Genomic DNA, 22,542 nt, shown 5'->3' with positions numbered 1-22,542 from the left:
AGCCCCGGCGGTTCCTGACCCAGCCCGACGAGGAGTCTTCGGCCATGACCGCGCCGGTGTGGATGGCGTTCGCCCCGGAGGTCCATTCCACGCTGCTCAGCAGCGGGCCGGGGCCGGCCGGCCTGCTGAGCGCGGCCGCGTCCTGGACGTCGTTGAGCGAAACCTATGCGTCGGCCGCCGCGGAACTCAGCGCGACGCTGGCGGCGGCGCAATCCGATGCGTGGCAGGGGCCCAGCGCCGAGCGGTACGTGGCCGCGCACGCGCCCTATCTGGCGTGGCTGGAGCGGGCCAGCGCGAACAGCGCGGCCGTGGCCGCCCAGCAGGAGACCGCGGCCGCCGCATACACCGCCGCGCTGGCCGCGATGCCGACCCTGCCGGAGCTGGCCGGCAATCACGCCACGCACGCCGCGCTGGTGGCGACCAACTTCTTCGGCGTCAACACCATCCCGATCGCGGTCAACGAGGCCGACTACGCACGGATGTGGGTCCAGGCCGCCACCACCATGTCCACCTATCAAGCGGTCGCCGGCACGGCGGTGGCCGCCGCGCCGCAGACCGACCCGGCGCCGTCGATCGTCAACTCCACCAGCTCGGACGGTTCGGACAGCGACGACAGCGGCGACGACGGCGGCATCGTCGACAACGACGGCGGCAACCCCTACCAGCTGAGCTGGTGGGTCAACCGGTTCCTGGAGATCTTCCAAACCATCGGGCGGGATCTCGAGGAGTTCCCCGAAAACCCGTCTGCCGCGCTGACCCAGCTGCTGCGGGACATCTGGCTGCTGATCGTCGACGAGATCGGCCACGCCATCGAGGCCTTCCAGGCCTTCGCGCCCCAGATCGCGGCGTTCAGCCTCGCCCTGCCGGCCGGGGCCGCGGCGGGACTCGCCGGCCTGAGCGGGCTCGCCGCGATTCAGAAGGCCGCACCCCTGCCCGCGCTGCCGGCCGCGCCGCCGCCGCAGCCGTCGAGCATGCCGGCCGTGGTGGCCGGTCCCGCGATGGGCGCCGCGGCCGTCGCCGCCCCGGCGCCCGCATCGGCCGGCGCACCGGCCCCCGCGTCGGCGACGGTGACCGCGTCCGGGGCCGCACCGCCGCCGCCCTCCGGCATCGGCGGCACCGCCTACCCGTACCTGATCGGCGGCCCGACCATCGGGAGCGGCACCGGCATGGGCAGCGGCGCACAGCGCAAGGCGTCCGAGCCCGACCCCGCCGCGGCCGCCGCGCCGGCCGGCGCATCGGCGTCCGAGCGGGCGCGGGCGCGACGGCGACGCCGGGCCGCCATGAAGGACCGCTATCGCGGCTACGAGTTCATGGACGTGGAGCCCGACGCCGGACCCGAGCCCGAAACCGACTCGGTGACGGCATCGGATCGGGGCGCCGGCCCGCTGGGCTTTGCCGGCACCGCGCCGTCGGCCCCCGCGCAGGCGACCGGGCTGGCCACGCTGGCCGGCGACGAGTTCGGCACCGGACCGTCGATGCCCATGGTGCCGGGCAACTGGACCGGCGAGTAGCGGCGGAACTTTACCGCCGCGGCGCCCGACTACTGGCTGCGTGACCGTGCCCGGCTACCCATCCGCTACCCGTCCGCGGGAGGCACGCCGGAATTGATAATGAAAATGATTTTCAGTAAGGTGAGGTCTTGCTGTGAGGCTGCCGAGGGTGCGGCTGTGAGTATGCCGAAAATGCGGCAAATCCCTAGGCGAAACGTCCTCATCAGCGGTAGAAGAAGGGCAGCGGAGTGGTGAGCCGACCAGGCTCGAACGCCTCGACAGTTAGCTTATGCAATGCTAACTTCAGGCGGTTAGGTTAGGGGAGGCTACATACATGAGAAGGCGCGGCCGTGGAACGCGGTGACACCGGCATGCTCACAGCTCAGCCGGTCAATTCCCGGGTCGACGCACGCGTCGACGGCGACGTGGTCAGCCGGTTCGCCACCTGCTGCCGCGCGCTGGGCATCGTCGTCTACCAACGGCAGCGCCCGGCCGACCTGGCCGCCGCCCGCTCCGGCTTCGCCGCGCTGACCCGCATCGCCCACGACCAGTGCGACGCGTGGACCGGGCTGGCGGCCGCCGGCGACGTGTCGCTGCGCGTGCTGGAGGCGGTGGCCCGTACCGCTGCCACCGCGGGCGTGCTGCAGCGCCAGGTGGACCTGGCGCCCGGCGCGCTGGGCTTCCGCTACGACACCGGGCTGTATCTGCAGTTCCGCGCCACCACGACCGACGACTTCCAGCTCGCCTACGCGGGGGCGCTGGCAACCGCCGGGCGCTTCGCCGACGCCGACCGGATCGTCGCCGCGCTGACCGCCGCCCGACCCGGCTGGCGGGAAGCCCGCTGGGTGTCGGTCGTGATCAACTACCGGGCCGAGCGCTGGTCGGACGTCGTCAAGCTGCTCACCCCGATCGTCAACGACACCGACCTCGACGACGCCTACGCGCACGCCGCCAAGATCGCCCTGGGCACCGCGCTGGCCCGCCTCGGCATGTTCGCCCCGGCGCTGTCCTACCTGGAGGAGCCCGACGGTCCGGTCGCCGTGGCGGCCGTCGACGGCGCCCTGGCCAAGGCGCTGGTGCTGCGCGCGCACGTGGACGAGGAATCGGCCAGCGAGGTGCTGCAGGACCTCTACGCCGCGCACCCGGAGAACGAACAGGTCGAACAGGCGTTATCGGACACCAGTTTCGGCATCGTGACCACCACCGCGGCCCGCATCGAGGCCCGCACCGACCCGTGGGACCCCGCCACCGAGCCCAGCGCCGAGGACTTCGTCGACCCGGCCGCGCACGAGCGCAAGGCGGTGCTGCTGGCCGAGGCCGAACGCCAGCTCGCCGAATTCATCGGACTCGACGAGGTCAAGAACCAGGTGTCCCGGCTGAAGAGCTCGGTCGCCATGGAACTGGTCCGCAAGCAGCGCGGGCTCGCGGTCGCGCAGCGGGCCCACCACCTGGTGTTCGCCGGGCCGCCCGGAACCGGTAAGACCACCATCGCCCGCGTGGTGGCCAAGATCTATTGCGGCCTGGGGCTTTTGAAGCGGGAGAACATCCGCGAGGTGCACCGCGCCGACCTGATCGGCCAGCACATCGGCGAGACCGAGGCCAAGACCAACGCCATCATCGACAGCGCGCTGGACGGGGTGCTGTTCCTCGACGAGGCCTACGCGCTGGTCGCCACCGGCGCCAAGAACGACTTCGGGCTGGTCGCCATCGACACCCTGCTGGCCAGGATGGAGAACGACCGCGACCGCCTGGTGGTCATCATCGCCGGATACCGGGCCGACCTGGACAAGTTCCTGGACACCAACGAGGGCTTGCGTTCCCGGTTCACCCGCAACATCGACTTCCCGTCCTACGCGCCGTCGGAGCTGGTCGAGATCGCCACCAAGATGGCCGAACAACGCGACAGCGTCTTCGAACAGGCCGCGCTGGACCACATGGAGGAGTTGTTCACCAAGCTGGCCCGCGAATCGACCCCGGACGCCAACGGGATCTCGCGCCGCAACCTGGACATCGCCGGTAACGGCCGATTCGTCCGGAACATCGTCGAGCGCGCCGAAGAGGAACGGGAGTTCCGGCTCGACCATTCCGAGCACGCCGGAACCGGCGAATTCACTGACGAGGAGCTGATGACGATCACCGACGACGACGTCGCACGGTCGGTTGAGCCGCTGCTGCGCGGCCTTGGCCTGTCGGTGCCGGCATGACCGCCAACAACGAGCCCGACGACCGGCGTTCGTTCACCTCGCGCACCCCGGTCAACGACAACCCCGACCAGGTGCAGTACCGGCGCGGCTTCGTCACCCGGCACCAGGTCAGCGGCTGGCGGTTCGTGATGCGCCGCATCGCCTCCGGTATCGCCCTGCACGACACCCGGATGCTGGTCGACCCGCTGCGCACCCAGTCGCGCGCCGTTGCGATGGGCGCGGTCCTGCTGGTCACCGGGCTGGCCGGCTGCTTCGTGTTCTCGCTGATCCGGCCCAACGGCACCGCCGGGACCAACGCCGTGCTGGCCGACCGGTCCACGGCCGCGCTGTACGTCCGGGTCGGCGACGACCTGCACCCGGTGCTCAACCTGACCTCCGCCCGGCTGATCGTGGGCAAGGCGGTCAACCCCACCACCGTGAAAAGCGCTGAGCTGGATCGGTTTCCGCGCGGCAACCTGCTCGGCATCCCCGGCGCCCCGGAGCGGATGGTGCAAAACCCGTCCACCGACGCGAACTGGACGGTGTGCGACTCGGTCAGCGAGCCCGCCCCGGGCGGGCACGGCGCGCACAGCACCGGTGTCACCGTGATCGCGGGCCGGCCGGACAGCAGCGGCGCTCGCGCCGCCGCGCTGCCGTCGCAGCAGGCGATCCTGGCCGAGCGGGACGGCGGCACCTGGCTGCTGTGGAACGGCCGGCGCTCGCAGATCAACCTGGCCGACCACGCCGTCACCAACGCGCTCGGCCTGACCGAGAACAACTCCGAGCTGCCCGCGCCCCGGCCCATCGCGCTCGGTCTGTTCAACGCGATACCCGAGGCGCCGTCGTTGTCCGCGCCGGGCATCCCGAACGCCGGCGCCCCGGCGCCGTTCGCGGTGCCGGCCCCGATCGGGGCCGTGGTGGTCTCCTACACCCTGGATCAAAGCTCCTCGGGGGCGCCGCGCTACTACGCGGTGCTGCCCGACGGCCTGCAGCAGATCTCACCGGTGCTGGCGGCGATCCTGCGCAACACCAATTCCTATGGGCTGGACCAACCGCCGCGGCTGGGCGCCGACGCGGTGGCCAAGCTGCCGGTGTCGCGGATGCTGGACACCGCGCGCTACCCGGACCAACACGTCAGCCTGGTGGACACCGCCAAATCGCCTGTGACATGCGCATATTGGACCAAGCCCGCCGGTGCGGCCACCAGCTCGCTGAACCTGTTGTCCGGCTCGGCGCTGCCGATCGCCGAATCGATCCGCCCCGTCGACCTGGTGGGCGGCGGCTCCCCGCAGAACGGGCCGGTGGCCACCCGGGTCGCGTTGCCGCCGGGCACCGGCTACTTCACCCAGACCGCCGGCGGCGGCGCGGGCTCGCCGGGTGCCGGATCGCTGTTCTGGGTGTCGGACACCGGGGTCCGCTACGGCATCGACAACGAGGCCGAGCACTCGGCCGCCGGGCACGGCAAAACGGTTGAGGCCCTTGGCCTTAGCGGCTCGCCGCTGCCCATCCCGTGGTCGGTGCTGTCGTTGTTCGCCAAGGGTCCGACGTTGTCGCGCGCCGACGCGCTGCTGGCACACGACGGGCTGCCGCCCGACCAGGCGCCCGGCCGCGTGGCTGCCGCCGCACCGCAAGCCGAGGGAGCCCCCCGATGAGCCGACTGATCTTCGAAGCGCGCCGGCGGCTGGCGCCCCCGGTCGCCCGCAAGGGCACCATCGTCATCGAGCCGCCGCCCGAGCTGCCCCGGGTGATCCCGCCGTCGTTCCTGCGCCGGGCGATGCCCTACGTGCTGGTCATCCTGATCGTCGGCATGATCGTCGCGCTGTTCGCCACCGGGATGCGGCTGATCTCGCCGCAGACGCTGTTCTTCCCGTTCGTGCTGTTGCTGGCCGCGACCGCGATGTACCGCGGCAACGACAACAAGACGCGCACCGAGGAGGTCGACGCCGAACGCGCCGATTACCTGCGTTACCTGTCGGTGGTCCGGGACAACATCCGCACCCAGGCCGCCGCCCAGCGCGCCGCCGCGCAGTGGTCGCATCCCGAGCCCAGCGCACTGGCCACGGTGCCCGGATCGCGCCGCCAGTGGGAGCGCGACCCGCACGACCCGGACTTCCTGGTGCTGCGCGCCGGCCGCCACCACGTGCCGCTGGCCACCACGCTGCGGGTCAACGACATCGCCGACGAGATCGATCTGGAACCGGTGTCGCACAGCGCATTACGCAGCCTGCTCGACACCCATCGCACGGTGCGCGACGTGCCGACCGGAATCGATCTGGCCAAGGTCTCCCGGATCACGGTGCTGGGTTCGCAAGACGAGGCGCGCGCCGCGATACGGGCCTGGATCGCTCAGGCGGTCACCTGGCACGACCCGACGGTGCTCGGGATCGCCCTGGTGACACCCGATCTGGAAGGCCCGGACTGGTCCTGGCTGAAGTGGTTGCCGCACATCGACATTCCCGGTGAGCTCGACGGGGTGGGGCCGGCCCGTTTCATGGCCGGCAACGTCGACGAACTGGTCGCGAAGCTGGGCCCGGCGCTGCTGGACCGGCCGGCCTTCACCGGCGAGGCGGCCGACGCGCTGCGGCACCTGCTGATCGTCGTCGACGACCCGGACTACGACCTGAGCGCCTCGGCGCTGGCGGTCGGCCGGGCCGGTGTCACCGTGGTGCACCGCAGCGCGACAGCGCCGCACCGCGAACAGTATTCGGATCCGGAGAAGCCGATCCTGCGCGTGGCGCAGGGCGCCATCCAACGCTGGCAGACCGGCGGCTGGCAGCCCTACATCGACCACGCCGACCAGCTGGGCACCGACGAGGCCGCCCACCTGGCGCGCCAGCTGTCGCGCTGGGACTCCAACCCGACGCACACCGGGCTGCGCTCGGCGGCCACCCGCGGCGCCACCTTCACCACCCTGCTGGGCATCCCGGATGCCTCCCAGCTGGATGTGCCCACGCTGTGGGCGCCGCGCCGCCGCGAGGACGAGTTGCGCGTCCCGATCGGTGTCACCGCCACCGGTGAGCCGCTGATCTTCGACCTCAAGGACGAAGCCGAGGGCGGCATGGGCCCGCACGGGCTGATGATCGGCATGACCGGTTCGGGCAAGTCGCAGACCCTGATGTCGATCCTGTTGTCGCTGTTGACAACTCACTCGGCCGACCGGCTGATCGTCATCTACGCCGACTTCAAGGGCGAGGCCGGCGCAGACAGCTTCCGCAACTTCCCGCAGGTGGTCGCCGTCATCTCCAACATGGCCGAGAAGAAGTCGCTGGCCGACCGGTTCGCCGACACGCTGCGCGGCGAGGTGGCCCGGCGGGAGAACCTGCTGCGCGAAGCCGGCCGCCGGGTGCAGGGCAGCGCGTTCAACTCGGTGGTCGAGTACGAGGCCGCCATCGCTGCGGGACACGACCTGCCGCCGATCCCCACGCTGTTCGTGGTGGCCGACGAATTCACCCTGATGCTGGCCGACCACCCCGAGTACGCGGAGCTGTTCGACTACGTCGCGCGCAAGGGCCGCTCGTTCCGCATCCACATCCTGTTCGCGTCGCAGACCCTGGACGTCGGCAAGATCAAGGACATCGACAAGAACACCTCCTACCGCATCGGGCTGAAGGTGGCCAGTCCCAGCGTGTCTCGGCAGATCATCGGCGTGGAGGACGCCTACCACATCGAATCCGGCAAGGAGCACAAGGGCGTGGGCTTTTTGGTGCCCGCCCCCGGCGCCACCCCGATCAAGTTCCGCAGCACCTACGTCGACGGCATCTACGAGCCGCCGCAGAAGGCCAAATCCTTTGTGGTGCCGTCTATCCCAGAGCCCAAGCTGTTCACCGCCGGGCGGGTCGAACCCGATCAGGACACCGTGATCAGTGCGCCCGAGGAAGACGAACTGGCCGGGCCGCCGCGCAAGCTGATCGCCACCATCGGCGAGCAGCTGGCCCGCTACGGTCCGCGCGCGCCGCAGCTGTGGCTGCCGCCGCTGGACGAGCCGATCCCGTTGAGCGCCATGCTGGCCCGCGCCGGCGTGCCGCCGCGGCAGTGGCAGTGGCCGCTCGGCGAGATCGACAAGCCCTTCGACATGCGCCGCGACCCGCTGATCTTCGACGCCGCGTCCGCGGCCGGAAACATGGTCATCCACGGTGGCCCCAAGTCGGGGAAGTCGACCGCGCTGCAGACCTTCATCCTGTCCGCGGCCAGCCTGCACTCGCCGCGCGAGGTCACCTTCTACTGCCTGGACTACGGCGGCGGGAAACTGCGTGCGCTCGAAGATCTGGCGCACGTTGGCAGCGTGGCCTCGGCGCTGGAACCCGAACGCATCCGGCGCACCTTCGGCGAGCTCGAGCAGCTGCTGTTGTCGCGGCAGCGCCGCGAGGCGTTCCGGGACTCCCGCGGTGGGGTGCCCGACGACGGGTTCGGCGAGGTGTTCCTGGTCATCGACAACCTGTACGCGTTCGGCCGCGACAACACCGACCAGTTCAACACGCGAAACCCGTTGCTGGCCAAGGTCAGTGAGCTGGTCAACATCGGCCTGGCGTACGGCATCCACGTCGTGATCACCACCCCGAGCTGGCTGGAGGTGCCGCTGGCCATGCGGGACGGCCTCGGGTTGCGGCTGGAACTGAAGTTGCACGACCCGCGGGACAGCAACGTCCGGGTGGTCGGCGCCCTGCGCCGCCCCGCCGAGGCGGTGCCGCACGACCAGCCCGGTCGCGGATTGACCATGGCCGCAGAGCATTTCCTGTTCGCCGCCCCGGAACTCGACCAGATCGCCGCGATCAACGACCGCTACCCGGGCATGGCCGCGCCGCCGGTGCGGCTGCTGCCCACCAACCTGGCCCCGCACGCCGTCGGGGCGCTGTACCGCGGGCCGGAGCAGGTGGTGATCGGGCAGCGCGAGGAGGACCTGGCGCCGGTGGTGCTCAACTTCGCCGACAACCCGCTGCTGATGGTGTTCGGCGACAGCAAGACGGGCAAGACCACGTTGCTGCGCCACCTCATTCGCACCGTGCGCGAACACTCCTCGCCCGACCAGGTGGCCTTCACCGTGCTGGACCGGCGGCTGCACCTGGTCGACGAACCGCTGTTCGCCGACAACGAATACACCGCCAACATCGACCGCATCATCCCGGCGATGCTGGGGCTGGCCAACCTGATCGAATCGCGCCGGCCACCGGCCGGCCTGTCGCCGCAGGAGCTGTCCCGCTGGACGTACGCGGGCCACACCCACTACCTGATCATCGACGACGTCGACCAGATCCCGGACTCACCGGCGATGAGCGGGCCCTACGTCGGGCAGCGCCCGTGGACCCCGCTGATCGGATTGCTGTCGCAGGCCGCCGATCTGGGGTTGCGGGTGATCGTCACCGCGCGCGCCACCGGCTCGGGGCACGCGCTGATGACCAACCCGCTGCTGCGCCGGTTCAACGACCTGCAGGCGACCACGCTGATGCTGGCGGGCAACCCGCAAGACAGCGGCAAGATCCGCGGCCAGCGATTCGGCCGGTTGCCCGCCGGACGGGCAATCCTGTTGGGCGACAGCGACGCTCCGACATACGTGCAGTTGGTCAACCCCCTGGCCGGGGAATCCGTCATGGCAAGTGAAGCGCAACGGGAGGAGTAGAGATGACACTGCGAGTGGTCCCCGAAGGCCTGGCCGCCACCAGTGCGGCGGTGGAGGCGCTGACGGCGCGGCTGGCGGCGGCGCACGCGGCGGCGGCGCCGGCGATCACGGCGGTGGTGCCGCCGGCGGCCGACCCGGTATCCCTGCAAACCGCACTGGGTTTCAGCGCCCAGGGCCAGGAGCACTCGGCCGTGGCCGCCCAGGGCGTGGAGGAGCTGGGCCGGGCCGGGGTCGGTGTCGGCGAGGCCGGCGCGAGCTATCTCGCCGGCGACACGGCGGCCGCTGCGACGTTCGGGATCGCGGGCGCCTGACACATGACCTCCCCGTTCGGACCGATCTGGATGGCTTCGCCGCCCGAGGTGCATTCGGCGTTGCTCAGCGCCGGTCCGGGCCCGGGGCCGCTGCTGGCGGCCGCCGGTGCCTGGGCCTCGCTCAGCGCCCAATACGCCACGGCGGCAGCCGAACTCAGCGCACTGCTGGGCGAGGTGCAGGCCGGGTCCTGGGAAGGGGAGAGTGCCGAGCAGTACGCGGCGGCCCACCTGCCGTATCTGGCGTGGCTGCAGCAGGCCAGCGCCGACAGCGCGGGGGCCGCGGCGCAGCAGGAGGTGGCCGCGACGGCCTACACGACCGCGCTGGCGGCCATGCCGACGCTGGCCGAACTGGCCGCCAACCACACCATCCACGGGGTGCTGCTGGCGACGAATTTCTTTGGCATCAACACCATTCCGATCGCCGTGAACGAAGCCGACTACGCCCGGATGTGGGTGCAGGCGGCCACCACGATGGGCACCTATCAGGCCGTCGCCGGCTCGGCGCTGGCCGCGGCACCGCGCACCGCCCCGGCGCCGTCCATCGTCAAATCCGGCGGGGAAGCCAACAACCTCGCGGCCAACGCGGCCCAGAACAGCTCCGGGGATTGGTGGCAGAACTTCATCCAGCAGCTGTCTCAGTTCTTCCAGAACATCCAGAAGATGCTGCAGGACTTCTGGGCGAATCTGCCGGCGTTCCTGGCGGCCAACGGACCCCTGCTGTTCTTCGTCGCCTACCAGGTGTTCTTCAACGCGGTGGGCTGGCCGACCTGGGGTGCGATCCTGACCGCGCCGTTCCTGCTGCCGCTGCTGCTGGGCATCGGCCTGAGCTCGCTGCTGGCCGCGCCCGCCGAGATCGCGCCCGTCGCCGCCCCCGCCGCGATCACCCCGGTGCTGGCGTCGAACAAGCCGCCCACGTTGCCGGCGGCGGTGGCGCTGGCCCCGAGCGTCGCCACCCCCGCCGGGGCCCCGGCCAGCACGGTCGCCGCCGGCTCCGGCGCGCCGGCCGCCCCCGCGCCGGCCGCCGCGGCGGGAAACTTCGCCTATCTGGTCGCCTTCGGCGGCGACCCGGACACCGGAGTGGGCCCCACCCTGAGCGGGCGCGGCGGGGCCAAGGCCCCGGCGGCGACCATCCCCGCGGCCGGTGCGGCCGCGCCGGCCCGCGCCGAGGCGCGAGCGCGACGCCGGCGGCGGGCCGCGCTGCACGACTACAGCGACGAATTCCTGGACATGGACTCCGGTTTCGGTGTCCCCCCGGATTACGGCGCCGAGGAGGAGCTGGCCGCGGCGGTGGCCTCCGGGCAGGGCGCCGGGACGCTCGGGTTCGCCGGAACCCAGCAGCGGCGCAAGGCCTTTCAAGCGGCCGGACTGACCAAGCTGGCCGACGACGACTTCGGCGGCAGCCCACGGATGCCCATGGTGCCCGGCACCTGGGAGCAGGACACACAGAACGGAGCTCATCCGACCGAGCCGGGGAAAGGGGGGTAAGGCAGTCAGCCAGATGCAGGTGAATCACCGAAACCCCAACGGACGCAACAGAAAGGAAGCACCATGAGTATGTTGGACGCTCACATTCCGCAGTTGGTAGCCGCACAATCGGCGTTCAGCGCCAAGGCGGCGCTGATGCGCAGCACGATCAGCCAGGCCGAGCAGGAAGCGGTCTCGGCCCAGGCGTTCCACCAGGGCGAGTCCTCGGCGGCATTCCAGGCCGCGCACGCCCGCTTCGTGGAAGTCGCCGCCCGGGTCAACACCCTGCTGGACATCGCCCAGGCCAACCTCGGCGACGCCGCCGGTACCTACGTGGCCGCCGACGCCGCGGCCGCGTCCGGCTACACCGCGTTCTGACCCAGCCGTTTTCGAGACGCCGACAGCGAAAGGACTTGTGATGTCACAGATCATGTACAACTACCCGGCGATGCTGAGCCACGCCGCCGACATGTCGGGCTATGCCGGCACGATGCAGGGCCTGGGCGCCGACATCGCCAGCGAGCAGGCCACCCTGTCCAACGCCTGGCAGGGTGACACCGGGATGACCTACCAGGTGTGGCAGGCGCAGTGGAACGAGGCCATGGAGAGCCTGGTGCGCGCCTACCAGTCGATGGCCAGCACCCACGAGGCCAACACCATGTCCATGTTGGCGCGCGACCAGGCCGAAGCCGCCAAATGGGGCGGCTAGTTCGTGGCTGAACTGACCTGATGGACCCAGCACCCAACGCCGTCGAGCTGACGGTCGATCACGCCTGGTTCATCGCGGAAACCACTGGGGCAGGAAGCTTTCCCTGGGTGTTGGCGATCACCTGCCCGTACCGCGATGCGGCGGAACGCAACGCGTTCCTCGACCGTCAGCGCGCGGAGCTGAGCGAGATGGGCCTGGTGTCCGACGCCGGGCTGATCAACCCCGCGGTCGCCGAGTGGATCAAGGTGGTGTGCTTCCCGCAGCGCTGGCTGGACCTGCGCTACGTCGGCCCCGCCAAGGGCACCGGTGAAGGCGGCGGCAGCGAGCTGCTGCGCGGCATCGTCGCGCAGCGCGACGGCGCGGGCGGCCGGTCGATCACGGTGGTCGCGTTGCGCAGCGCGCAGCTGATCACGTTCACCGCCATGGACATCGACGATCCGCGCGCGCTGGTCCCGGTGCTCACCGTGGGCCTCGCGCAGCGGGCACCGGCCTCCTTCGACGAGTTCAGCATGCCCACCCGGGTCGGCGCCCGGGCCGACGAGCGGCTGCGTGCGGGTGCTCCGCTTTCCGAAGTCCTTGACTACCTTGGTATTCCGCAGTCGGCGCGTCCGGTGGTGGAGTCGGTGTTCAACGGCCCGCGCAGCTACGTCGAGATCGTCGCCGGCTGCCACCGCGACGGCCGGCACTCCACCACCGAGGTGGGGATGAGCATCGTCGACGCCCGCGAGGGGCGGGTGCTGGTCAGCCCGTCCCGCGCGTTCGACGGCGAATGGGTGTCAACGTTCAGCCCGGGCACCCCGTTCGCGATCGCCGTCGCGATCGAACACCTGACCGCGCTGCTGCCGGACGACGGATGGTTCGCCGGCCACCGGCTGGCCCGAGATTTTTCTGTCCAACACTGAAGAGAAATAGAGAAGAGAGCACGATGTTCCAGGAACGGCCGCAACATTCTGCGAGGGTCCGGTGACATCCGGAACCGTCATGCCGATCGTCCGGGTGGCAATACTGGCGGACAGCAGGCTGACGGAGATGGCCCTGCCCGCCGAGCTGCCGCTGCGCGAGATCCTGCCCGCCGTACAGCGTTTGGTGGTTCCGGCCGCCGCCAACGGCGACTCGGAGGACGGCGCCCCGTCGCGGGGCGCCGCAGAGGTCGGCGGGGCGGTGCAACTGAGCCTGGCGCCCATCGGCGGGGCGCCGTTCAGCCTGGACGCCAGCCTGGACACGGTCGGCGTCGTCGACGGTGACCTGCTGGCCCTGCAACCGGTGCCGGCCGGCCCGGCCGCGCCCGGCATCGTGGAGGACATCGCCGACGCGGCCATGATCTTCTCCACCTCGCGGCTACGGCCTTGGGGCACAACGCATATCCAGCGTTTCGCGCTGGCCGCGGTGATCGCGGTGGCCCTACTGGCGACCGGACTGTCGGTCAGCTACCGGGTCGCCACCGGGGCGCTGGGCGGGCTGGTTGCGGTCAGCGCGGTGGCGGCACTGACCGCGATAGTCGGCCTGCTGGCCACCGCCCGCTCGCCGCGCACCGGGATGGCGCTCTCGATCGCGGCGCTGGTGCCCATCGGCGCGGCGCTGGCGCTGGCGGTGCCGGGCCGGTTCGGTCCCGCGCAGGTGATGCTGGCCGCGGCGGGTGTCACCGCCTGGTCGCTGATCGCCCTGATGGCGCCCAGCGCCGAGCGGGAACGCCTCGCCGGCTTCTTCACCGCGACGGCGGTGCTGGGCGCCGCGGTGCTGCTGGCCGCGGGCGCCGAATTGCTCTGGCACATCACTCCCGTCGCGCTCGGCTGCGGCCTGATCGTGGCCGCGCTTCTGGTCACCGTGGAAGCCGCGCCGCTGTCCGCGCTGTGGGCCCGCTTCCCGCTGCCGGTCATTCCGGCGCCGGGCGACCCCACGCCGTCGGCGCCGCCGTTGCCGGTGCTCGAGGACCTGCCGCGGCGGGTGCGGATCGGCGACGCCCACCAGAGCGGGTTCATCGCCGCCGCGGTGCTGCTCAGCGTGCTGGGCTCGGTGGCGATCGCGCTGCGGCCCGAAACACTCAGTGCCGCAGGCTGGTACGTGGTGGGGGCGACGGCGGCGACGTCGGTGCTGCGCGCCCGGGTGTGGGACTCGGCCGCGTGCAAGGCGTGGCTGCTCGCCCAGCCGTACCTGGCCGCCGGTGTGCTGCTGGTGCTCTACACCGCGACCGGCCGGTATGCGGGCGCCCTCGGCGCGGTGCTGGTGCTGCTGGCGCTGGTGGCGGTGTGGATCGTGGTGGCCCTGAACCCGGGTATCGCCGCGCCGGAAAGCTATTCGCTGCCGGTGCGCCGGTTGGTCGGCTTCGTCGCGACCGGGCTCGATGCGTCGCTGATCCCGGTCATGGCGTTCGTGGTCGGCCTGTTCGGCTGGGTGCTCGATCGATGATTCGGCCGGCATCGGCCTGCCTCGCGGCGGCGTTGGCGTTGTTGCCCGCCACCGCGACGTGGGCGAGTCCGCCGGCCCTCGCGATCAGCCCGCCGACGGTCGATCCGGGGGTCCCGCCACCGAGCGGGGCGCCCGGCCCCGGGCAGCCAATGGAGCAGCGCGCACCATGTACCACCTCCGGGGTGATCCCCGGCAGCGAGCCGGCCGCCGTCACACCCAGCCAGTCGGCGCTGAATCTTCCTGCGGCATGGCGGTTTTCCCGCGGTGACGGTCAGCTGGTCGCGGTGCTGGACACCGGGGTGCGGCCCGGCCCGCGGCTACCCAACGTCGAGCCGGGCGGCGATTTCGTCGAGACCACCGACGGCCTGACCGACTGCGACGGGCACGGGACGCTGCTGGCCGGCCTCGTCGCGGGCCAGCCGTCGCCCGACGACGGGTTCGCCGGCGTGGCCCCCGCGGCGCGGGTGGTGTCGATCAGGACCACCTCGGCCAAGTTCTCGCCGCGCACCCCGGGCGGCGATCCGCTGCTGGCGCGGGCGGCCGCCGAGGTCGGCACGCTCGCCCGCGCGATCGTGCACGCGGCCGACCTGGGCGCCCGGGTGATCGACATCGGCTCGGCCACCTGCCTGCCGGTGGACCGCCCCGTCGACCAGGCCGCCCTGGGCGCCGCCGTGCGCTATGCGGCCGTGGACAAGGACGCGGTGATCGTCGCCGCCGCCGGCGACAGCGGGCCGACCGGATCGTTCGCCGGCGGAACGTCGTGTGAGTCCAATCCGCTCACCGACCTGAGCCGCCCGAGCGATCCACGCAATTGGGCCGGCGTCACCTCGCTGTCCATCCCGTCGTGGTGGCAGCCCTACGTGCTGTCGGTGGCCTCGCTGACCCCGGACGGTCAACCGTCGAAGTTCACCGTGGCCGGCCCGTGGGTGGGGGTCGCGGCGCCCGGCGAACGCATCGTGTCGATCGGCAACGGCGACGGCGCCGGCCTGACCAACGGACTGCCCGACGAACACCAGCAGCTGGCCGCCCTCAACGGCACCGGCTACGCGGCCGGTTACGTCGCGGGCGTCGCCGCGCTGGTGCGCAGCAAGTACCCCGACCTGTCCGCCACCGCGGTGGTGCATCGGATCACCGCAACCGCGCACAACGGCGCCCGCGACCCGTCCAACGTGGTGGGCGCGGGGAGCGTGGACCCGGTGGCGGCGCTGACCTGGCAACTGCCCGCCGGCGATCAGCCGGGCCCGGCGGCCAAGCCGATCGCCGTGCCGCCCGCGCCGGCGCCCCCCGACGCCACACCCCGCACCGTGGCGGTGGCCGGCACCGCCGCCCTGGCCGTGCTGGTCGCGGTGGCCGGCGCGGTCACCGCCCTCGCGGCACGCCGACGAAAGGACCCCAGCGCGTGAGCAAGCATCGGATACCGACGCCCGGAAGCGGGCGAATCACGTTGGCGCTGTTGGCCGTTGCGCCCGCGGCGATGGCCTACCCGTGGCACTCGCCGCGCGACTACTGGCTGCTGGGCATCGCGGCCGCGGTGCTGATCGTGCTGTTCGGATGGTGGGGCGGGCTGTACTTCACCACCCTGCTGCGCCGCCGGCTGGCGATCATCGGGCGGCACAATGCGGTGCGCCCGCAGCGTCCCGACCCGGCCACCACCGTCCTGATCCGCGTCGGTGCGCCCGCCGACGGCTCCGACGCGCTGCCGCTGCCGCTGATCGCCGGCTACCTGGACCGCTACGGCATCCGTGCGGACAAGGTCCGAATCACCAGCCGCGACAACGCCTCCGACGAGTCCCGGCGCCAAACCTGGATCGGGCTCACCGTGTCGGCGCCGGACAACCTGGCCGCACTGCAGGCGCGCTCGCCGCGCATCCCGCTGGCCGAGACCGCGCAGGTCGCCGCCCGCCGGCTGGCCGACCACCTGCGGGAGACCGGCTGGGAGGCCGGTGTTGTCCCGCCCGACGACATCCCCCGCCTGTTGACGTCCAACCCGCGCGAGAGATGGCGCGGGGTGCAGCGCGGCCCGTCGGATTACCTTGCCGCATACCAGATCCCGGTGGACGAGTCGCTGCCGGAGACGTTGGAGGCGATCCGCTCGTACCCGGCGCGCGAAAGCTGCGCCGCGCTGGAGATCGCCGGGGACAAGGCGGCGCCGACGATCGCCGTGGCATGCGCGTTCCAGACCGACACCGCCCCGGACCGCGGGGCGCCGCTGGCCGGGCTGATCCCGCAACGCGGCAACCATCTGCCCGCGCTGACCGCCCTGGACCTGTTGTCGACCGGGCGGCTGGACGGGCACACCGCGGCGCCCGCGGACCTGCTCGACCGGCTGCACTGGCCCACCCAGGGAGCGCCGGCCGGTGACGCCGACACCGTCGCCGCCGCTAGAACATGACCTGCTGCAGGAACGCGGTCATCCGGCGCAGGTAGTCCAGCTGGCTGATGTGCAGCACATGGCTGCCCGGAAACCAGTGCAGCGCACAATGATCCCAGTGCTGCCATAGCTTGACGGCGTGCTCGGGCGGGGCCATCCGGTCACCGAGGCCGGTGATGATCATCCGCCGGTCTTTGGCCAGCACCGGCCGGTAGGTGAGCGGGCAGTGGTAGGCCAACCCGGCAGCCAACTGCGCGCGGCTGATGTCGGACGATCGCAGGCCCAGCCCGACCAGCTTGTTGGCCGGGAACCATTCGTCGAACAGCGTCGCCGGGGTGACGACGGGACAGTTGGGGATGACGGCCTCGAGCCGATCGTCCACCGAGGCCACCAGCGCCGAGGTGTAGCCGCCCAGCGAGATGCCGGTGAGCGCGATGCGCTCGACACCGGTGTGGCGCAGATAGTCGATGAGCGAACGAAAGTCGTGCACGGCCTGGGCCATCGCCTCGGCGAAGCCGCTGAGTCCACCGGCGAAATAGCCGAAACCGCTGAAGGGCGAGAACCTTTCGGCCCGCTTGCCGTGAAAAGGCAAGGTGTACATCAACACGTCGTAGCCGGCCCGGTAGTACCAGGGCAACGAAAAGAACCGCCCGTTGGCCAGATACGACGACCCCAGGAAACCGTGGATGACGCACAGCGTGGGCCGCGGCCCGTCGTCGTGGCGCCAATGCTGCGCGCGCACCACGTTGTTGCGGCCCCACCCGCTCCAGCGCGCCCGCATGGCCGGGTTGACCGCGGTGAAGCTGCTGTCGAACGCGAGGTTGTCCACCGTGCCGCGGGCCACCCATTCGGCCAACGGGCTGGCCCGTCGGAAGGTGACCCGGGGCGGTTCGGTGGGCGGCGGAAAGGACCGGTCGGGGTCGGCCGCCGCGCCCAGCTCGGCGTAGAACTCGAGATTGGCGCGTTCGGTGGCGGCGTCGGCGTGCCGCAGCGCGTTGGCGACCACGAACGGCGCCACCGTGGTGGACAGCAGCGAGGCCACCCAGGTGCGCAGGGCCAGATCGCCCAGGGCCGAGGCCTCGACTACCATTCGCTGACGAGGCGACAACGCCGAAGTGGGGGGTAATCCGCCGGCGCCGGGCGGTACATCGGCGCCGGGAACGTCTGGAACGGGGATGGGCGGGTCGAACGGATCCAAGTCGGGCGCCACGAACGCCGATGCTAGCCCGGCCGTCGCGCGCTTCCTACAGCGTTCGGCCCGTTTCGCTTCGCCGTGATGTCATCTCGGGCCCACGCAGGGGCGGTGTCGAGGCGCACCATTGGGGTACTACGGTGTGCATCGGCCGGCTAGCGAGGGCGCGTTGATCAGGAGGACCGACATGTGGGATCCGGACGTCTACCTGGCCTTTGCCGACCATCGAGCCCGTCCCTTCTACGATCTGCTGTCGCGGGTGGGCGCCGAGCGGGCGCGCCGCGTCGTCGATCTCGGGTGCGGGCCCGGCCACCTGACCAAGTACCTGGGCCGGCGCTGGCCGGACGCGGTCATCGAGGCGATGGACAGCTCCCCGGAGATGGTCGCCGCCGCCAAGGAGCGCGGCATCGATGCCGTCACCGGCGACCTGCGCAACTGGAAACCCAAACCCGACACCGACGTGGTGGTCAGCAACGCCGCCCTGCACTGGGTGCCCGAACACTCCGACCTGCTGCTGCGCTGGGCCGGGCAGCTGGCGCCCGGGTCGTGGATCGGGGTGCAGATGCCGGGCAACTTCGAGTCCCCGTCCTACGCCGCGGTGCGCGCCCTGGCCCGCCGGGAGCCGTACGCGAAGTTGTTGCGCGACATACCTTTTCGGGTAGGCGCGGTGGTTCAGCCGCCGACCCACTACGCCAACATGCTGCTGGACGCGGGCTGCAAGGTCGACGTCTGGGAGACCACCTATCTGCACCAGCTGACCGGTGAGCATCCGGTGCTGGAGTGGATCACCGGCACCGCGCTGGTCCCGGTGCGCGACCGGCTCGACGACGACGCCTGGGAGCAGTTCCGCGAGGAGCTGATCCCGCTGCTGCGCGACGCCTACCCGCCGCGCGCCGACGGGACGACGATCTTCCCGTTCCGGCGGGTCTTCATCGTCGCCGAGGTCGGCTCCGGCCGCCCGGCCGCCTAGCTCCCGCGCGCCGCCCCGCGCCGGCCCCGCGCGCCGAGCACCGCGCCGGCCCCGCGCGCCGAGCGTGTGGGGCAGGTACGAAAAACGAACGGGACACGTGCGTAGGCCCCACACTGGGCGCGGCCCGGGCGGCGACTTCGCGTCACGATGACCGCAACTACCGCTGCGCGGGGTTGCCCTCCTCCTCGATGCCCCGGTCGGCGGCGATGGCCGAGCGGGCGGTCGGCCGGGCGCCGTGGTGAATCTGCAGATACGTTTCGGTGTAGCGCGCCGCGATGCGGGTGCCGGCGAACTCCGAGGGAATCACGTCCCCGGTGCGCTGACGCCAATCATGCAGCAGCACAGCAAGATTGGCGGCGACCTCGTCGGCGTCGGCGTCATCTCCGGCCAGCAGGTTGGTGATTTCGGTGGGGTCGGCGCGCAGATCGTAGAGTTCACGCTCGGGCCGCGGCGCGGTGACCAACGGCGCCACCGCCATCCCGGACGGGCTCTCCTCGATGTCCCAGGGCAGTTCCAGCAGCGGCCGCGACGCGTAATTTTCGATGTAGCTGTAATCCTTGGTGCGAATCGCGCGAATCGGATCGAACGAGTCGTGGTAGGTCTTCATCGTGTACACGTGCTCGCGCACCGGCGCAGCATCCGGATCCGGCCGCAGCAGCGCGGACGCGTGCGACACGCCGTCGACATCGGGCGGCACGCTGATTCCCAACAGCCCCAACAGGGTTGGCACCAGATCGACCGCGCTGAACAACTCGTCGTACACCCGGGGCGGCAGTCCCCGGCCGGTGGGCGGCCGGACGATCATGCCGATGCCGGTGCCGGCGTCGTACAGCGTGGATTTCGCCCGCGGGAACGCCGGCCCGTGATCGGTGAAGAACACCACCCAGGTGCTGGCGTCCAAACCGGTGTCGGCCAGCGTGTCCAGCAGCCGGCCCACCGCGGCGTCGGCCGTGCTGATGGCCCCGTAGAAGGCGGCCAGGTCGCCGCGCACCTCCGGGGTGTCCGGGAGGTAGTCGGGCGGTTGCACCTCGGCGCTGTCCGCCGGCGGGTACCGGTCCTCCGGATATGGCCGGTGCGTCTCGAAGAAGCCGGCGGTCAGCAGAAACGGTTGCCCCACAACACCTTCAGCGCTCTGCCGCAGCCACTCGTCGGCCCGCTGCGCCACGTAGTCGCAGTAGGAGTTCGACACGTCGAACTCGTCGAACCCCAACCGCTTCGGGTAGGAGGTCTCGTGTTGCATGCCGAAAAGCGCCGAGTACCAACCCGCTTCGGACAGTATCTGGGGCAGGGTGCGAATCCCGCTGCGGTATTCCCAGCCGTGGTGGGCCAGCCCGATCAGTCCGTTGGTCTGCGGATAGCGGCCGGTGAACAGCGATCCCCGCGACGGCGAGCACAGCGGCGCGGTGGCGTGCGCCCGGGTGAACAGGATGCCCTCGGCGGCAAGGCGGTCCAGGCGCGGGCTGGACACGTCCCGGTGGCCGTAGGCGCCCAGGTAGCGCCCCAGGTCGTGCCAGTGCACGATCAGCACGTTGTCCTTGCGGCCCGCGTCGTTGCGGTCGCCAGCGTCGCCCGGCGTCAATTGCGTCACCTCTCACATTGCCTTGCGACCGGCGACGATACCGCAACATGCCGCGACGACTCCCGCCGCGCCGACCGGTCAGGGCAGCTGCGGTTGCGCCCACCGGTTTTCGCAGACGAACTCCGCCAGCGGCCGCGGCGTGGCCCAGCCGTCCAGCTCCAGCGCCGGGCGATCGGGGAATTCGGGCACCGGTCCCAGGCACAGGATGGCCACCGGTTCGGCGCCGTCCGGCAACCCGAGCAGCTCCGCCAGCGGCCGCGGCTCGAACAGCGACACCCAGCCCATGCCCAGGCCTTCGGCCCGGGCCGCCAGCCACAGATTCTGGATGGCGCACGACACCGACGCCAGGTCCATCTGCGGCAACGTCCGCCGGCCGAAGACGTGCTTGTCGCGGTCGTCGCCCAGGGCCACCACGAGAAGCTCGGCGCACTCCAGGATGCCCTCCACCTTGAGCGCCAGGAACTCCTGCGCCCGCTCGCCCAGGGCGGCGGCGGTGCGCGGCCGTTCCTGCTCGACGAGGGCGTGAATGCGCCGGCGCAGCGCAGCGTCGGTGATCCGGATGAAGCGCCACGGCTGCATCAGCCCCACGCTGGGCGCGGCGTGCGCGGCGGCCAGCAGCCGCGCCAGCACCTGCTCGTCCACCACCGCGCCCGCAACGAAGCGGCGCATGTCGCGCCGTTCGGAGATGACGCGATAGACCGCCCGTCGCTCCTGCGGACTGAAAGCCGGACCGGTCACGCAGCCATCGTAGGAAATCCGGGCTAGCGTGGATCGTGTCTTGAAGGGAGTGGCCCGTGAAGCCTTCCGACGTCCTCGAGCAACTGGCCGCCGACCGCGGCGCCGACCGCGGCTACGGCGAGCCCTATCAGACCCCGGACGGCACCACCGTCATCGTGGTCGGCAAACCGCCGGGGGTCTTCACCATCCGTGACGGCCAGGCCCGCTGGACGCCGGCCGTGGACACCGGCCGGGTGGCGCTGATCGGGGTGATGACCGGCCTGCTGGCGGCGGTGATCGGCAGCCTGGCGGTGCTGCGCCAGCCGCCCTGGCCGCGGATCACGATCAGGGACTATAGGTAACGCCGACCGCGCGGAACACGTACTCCGGCGGCATGTCGAAGGCCAACGAGTGGCGCGGCAGGCCGCTGAGCACATCGGCGGGAATGGCGACCTTGTAGTGCAGTGACAACTCGCCGCTGAATTTCTCGTCGACCCGCGAGACGTCGACGTCCACCTGCAATCCCGTCGAGGAGATCTCCACCTGGGCCGCCCCGGTCTGCGGCGCGTCCCAGGCGACGTTGACGGTCGGGCCGGCCAGCCGGGGCAGCATGGACAGCGTCGCCAGCACCCGCTCGGAGGTGAACACCAGCGACCCCGTGTAGCTGGCGACGCTGTGCGGCAGCCGCACGCCCGGGATGGTGCCGCTGAATCGCCGGGTCACCGCGACGTAATCGGCAAGGTAGATAAGGCCTTCCGCCTCGACCTGGGCATGCAGGTCGTCGGGCAGCTTGCCGATGCCGAACAACCTACGGACAAACACGGCCATGCTGCCCAGTATGACGGCGCGCGCGCCGTCGCGCGGCCGTGCTGGTATCGATGGGGCAATGATGCGACCGAGGCCCGCGCCCGCCGCGGCGATCGCCCTGCTGGCCACGGCGGTGTACGCGGTGATGTGGATCGGCTACCGGCACGGCTGGGGCTGGCTGGCGCGGATGGACTGGTCGTTCCTGAACGGCACGCGTGACCTCGCGGTCAAACACCCGGGCTGGCTGCGCGCGGCCGAGGTGGTGTCGGTGGTGCTGGGCCCGGGCACGCTGGCGGTGCTGGGCATCGCGGTAACGCTGTGCGCGGTGGTGCTGCGCCGGCTGCGGGCCGCGCTGGCGCTGGCGCTGGCCTGCGCGCCGTGCAACGAGCTGGTCACCGCCGGGGCCAAGGCGCTGGTCGACCGGCCGCGGCCGCCGACCGCGCTGGTCGGCGCGGCCTCGACGTCGTTTCCGTCCGGACACGCGCTCGAGGCGACGGCCGGTCTGTTGGCCATGACGTTGTTCGCGCTGCCGATGCTGAACCGGGTGCTGCGCGGCCTCCTCGTCGCCGCGGTCGCGGTGGCGCTGCCGGCGGTCGGGCTGTCCCGGGTGATGCTGAACGTGCACTACCCGTCCGATGTGCTGGCCGGCTGGTCGCTGGGCTATCTGTATTTCCTGTTGTGTCTCTTGGTGTTTCGGCCTTCGGCTCCGGACCGCTCGGGCTAAAGCCG

At 71.4% G+C, this 22,542-nt stretch carries 19 protein-coding genes; 15 read left to right on the top strand and 4 right to left on the bottom strand.

Going from position 1 to position 22,542, the window contains the following annotated elements; genetic code table 11:
- Positions 1 to 44 precede the first annotated feature (44 nt).
- The 12 genes from MAA44156_RS21445 (at position 45) to eccE (ending at position 16,569) form a co-directional block, all read left to right on the top strand.
- Positions 45 to 1,511 (top strand): PPE family protein, encoded by a 1,467-nt coding sequence (locus tag MAA44156_RS21445; protein ID WP_009979571.1) that lies wholly within the window; start codon positions 45 to 47, stop codon positions 1,509 to 1,511.
- A gap of 329 nt (positions 1,512 to 1,840) precedes the next feature.
- Positions 1,841 to 3,694, top strand: a complete 1,854-nt coding sequence (gene eccA3, locus MAA44156_RS21440; protein ID WP_009979567.1) for a type VII secretion system ESX-3 AAA family ATPase EccA3 — start codon at positions 1,841 to 1,843, stop codon at positions 3,692 to 3,694.
- On the top strand, positions 3,691 to 5,325 hold the full coding sequence (gene eccB / locus MAA44156_RS21435; RefSeq protein WP_009979566.1) for a type VII secretion protein EccB: 1,635 nt from the start codon (positions 3,691 to 3,693) through the stop codon (positions 5,323 to 5,325). The genes eccA3 and eccB overlap by 4 nt, the downstream gene beginning before the upstream one ends.
- A complete protein-coding gene (locus MAA44156_RS21430; RefSeq protein ID WP_009979563.1) occupies positions 5,322 to 9,287 on the top strand; it encodes a type VII secretion protein EccC in 3,966 nt (1,321 codons plus the stop codon). The genes eccB and MAA44156_RS21430 overlap by 4 nt, the downstream gene beginning before the upstream one ends.
- A gap of 2 nt (positions 9,288 to 9,289) precedes the next feature.
- On the top strand, positions 9,290 to 9,598 hold the full coding sequence (locus tag MAA44156_RS21425; RefSeq protein ID WP_011726300.1) for a PE family protein: 309 nt from the start codon (positions 9,290 to 9,292) through the stop codon (positions 9,596 to 9,598).
- 3 nt (positions 9,599 to 9,601) lie between these two features.
- The gene (locus MAA44156_RS21420; protein ID WP_065370874.1) at positions 9,602 to 11,083 is read left to right on the top strand and encodes a PPE family protein; all 1,482 of its coding nucleotides are present in this window, start codon (positions 9,602 to 9,604) and stop codon (positions 11,081 to 11,083) included.
- A 63-nt stretch (positions 11,084 to 11,146) separates the two neighbouring features.
- Entirely contained in the window at positions 11,147 to 11,440 is a 294-nt protein-coding gene (locus MAA44156_RS21415; protein WP_003873939.1) for a WXG100 family type VII secretion target, read from the top strand.
- Between the two features lie 40 nt (positions 11,441 to 11,480).
- Positions 11,481 to 11,771: a WXG100 family type VII secretion target gene (locus MAA44156_RS21410; RefSeq protein ID WP_003879185.1), complete on the top strand. Its 291-nt coding sequence runs from the start codon at positions 11,481 to 11,483 to the stop codon at positions 11,769 to 11,771.
- A 20-nt stretch (positions 11,772 to 11,791) separates the two neighbouring features.
- Positions 11,792 to 12,673 (top strand): ESX secretion-associated protein EspG, encoded by an 882-nt coding sequence (locus MAA44156_RS21405; protein WP_009979552.1) that lies wholly within the window; start codon positions 11,792 to 11,794, stop codon positions 12,671 to 12,673.
- A gap of 79 nt (positions 12,674 to 12,752) precedes the next feature.
- Positions 12,753 to 14,177: a type VII secretion integral membrane protein EccD gene (gene eccD, locus MAA44156_RS21400; RefSeq protein ID WP_009979550.1), complete on the top strand. Its 1,425-nt coding sequence runs from the start codon at positions 12,753 to 12,755 to the stop codon at positions 14,175 to 14,177.
- Entirely contained in the window at positions 14,174 to 15,580 is a 1,407-nt protein-coding gene (mycP3, locus tag MAA44156_RS21395; RefSeq protein ID WP_065370873.1) for a type VII secretion system ESX-3 serine protease mycosin MycP3, read from the top strand. The genes eccD and mycP3 overlap by 4 nt, the downstream gene beginning before the upstream one ends.
- Positions 15,577 to 16,569: a type VII secretion protein EccE gene (eccE, locus tag MAA44156_RS21390; protein ID WP_156649253.1), complete on the top strand. Its 993-nt coding sequence runs from the start codon at positions 15,577 to 15,579 to the stop codon at positions 16,567 to 16,569. The genes mycP3 and eccE overlap by 4 nt, the downstream gene beginning before the upstream one ends.
- Here eccE and MAA44156_RS21385 read toward each other — a convergent pair.
- Positions 16,559 to 17,758 carry an alpha/beta hydrolase family protein gene (locus MAA44156_RS21385; protein WP_009979546.1) on the bottom strand — a complete coding sequence of 400 codons (1,200 nt, stop codon included), beginning with the start codon at positions 17,756 to 17,758 and terminating at the stop codon, positions 16,559 to 16,561. The genes eccE and MAA44156_RS21385 overlap by 11 nt on opposite strands.
- A gap of 169 nt (positions 17,759 to 17,927) precedes the next feature.
- Between MAA44156_RS21385 and MAA44156_RS21380 the strand changes: the two genes are divergently transcribed.
- Complete coding sequence (locus tag MAA44156_RS21380) at positions 17,928 to 18,710, top strand: trans-aconitate 2-methyltransferase (protein WP_009979545.1); 783 nt, start codon at positions 17,928 to 17,930, stop codon at positions 18,708 to 18,710.
- A gap of 157 nt (positions 18,711 to 18,867) precedes the next feature.
- Here MAA44156_RS21380 and MAA44156_RS21375 read toward each other — a convergent pair whose 3' ends face one another.
- Together MAA44156_RS21375 and bluB are read right to left on the bottom strand one after the other, a co-directional pair.
- A complete protein-coding gene (locus MAA44156_RS21375; RefSeq protein ID WP_003879192.1) occupies positions 18,868 to 20,298 on the bottom strand; it encodes a sulfatase family protein in 1,431 nt (476 codons plus the stop codon).
- A 69-nt stretch (positions 20,299 to 20,367) separates the two neighbouring features.
- A complete protein-coding gene (gene bluB / locus MAA44156_RS21370) occupies positions 20,368 to 21,027 on the bottom strand; it encodes a 5,6-dimethylbenzimidazole synthase (protein ID WP_003879193.1) in 660 nt (219 codons plus the stop codon).
- A 56-nt stretch (positions 21,028 to 21,083) separates the two neighbouring features.
- Between bluB and MAA44156_RS21365 the strand changes: the two genes are divergently transcribed.
- Positions 21,084 to 21,368: a hypothetical protein gene (locus tag MAA44156_RS21365; RefSeq protein ID WP_009979544.1), complete on the top strand. Its 285-nt coding sequence runs from the start codon at positions 21,084 to 21,086 to the stop codon at positions 21,366 to 21,368.
- Here the strand turns inward: MAA44156_RS21365 and MAA44156_RS21360 are convergent.
- Positions 21,352 to 21,834, bottom strand: a complete 483-nt coding sequence (locus MAA44156_RS21360) for a hypothetical protein (protein WP_003873927.1) — start codon at positions 21,832 to 21,834, stop codon at positions 21,352 to 21,354. The genes MAA44156_RS21365 and MAA44156_RS21360 overlap by 17 nt on opposite strands.
- Before the next feature lie 58 nt (positions 21,835 to 21,892).
- Here MAA44156_RS21360 and MAA44156_RS21355 point away from each other — a divergent pair, with 58 nt between their 5' ends.
- Entirely contained in the window at positions 21,893 to 22,537 is a 645-nt protein-coding gene (locus tag MAA44156_RS21355) for a phosphatase PAP2 family protein (RefSeq protein ID WP_009979542.1), read from the top strand.
- Positions 22,538 to 22,542: the final 5 nt, after the last annotated feature.

It is taken from the genome of Mycobacterium avium subsp. avium (assembly GCF_009741445.1).
GTDB classification, from domain to species: domain Bacteria; phylum Actinomycetota; class Actinomycetes; order Mycobacteriales; family Mycobacteriaceae; genus Mycobacterium; species Mycobacterium avium.
Note: the sequence above shows the minus strand (reverse complement) of the source record. Positions and strands in the feature narration are given on the sequence as shown.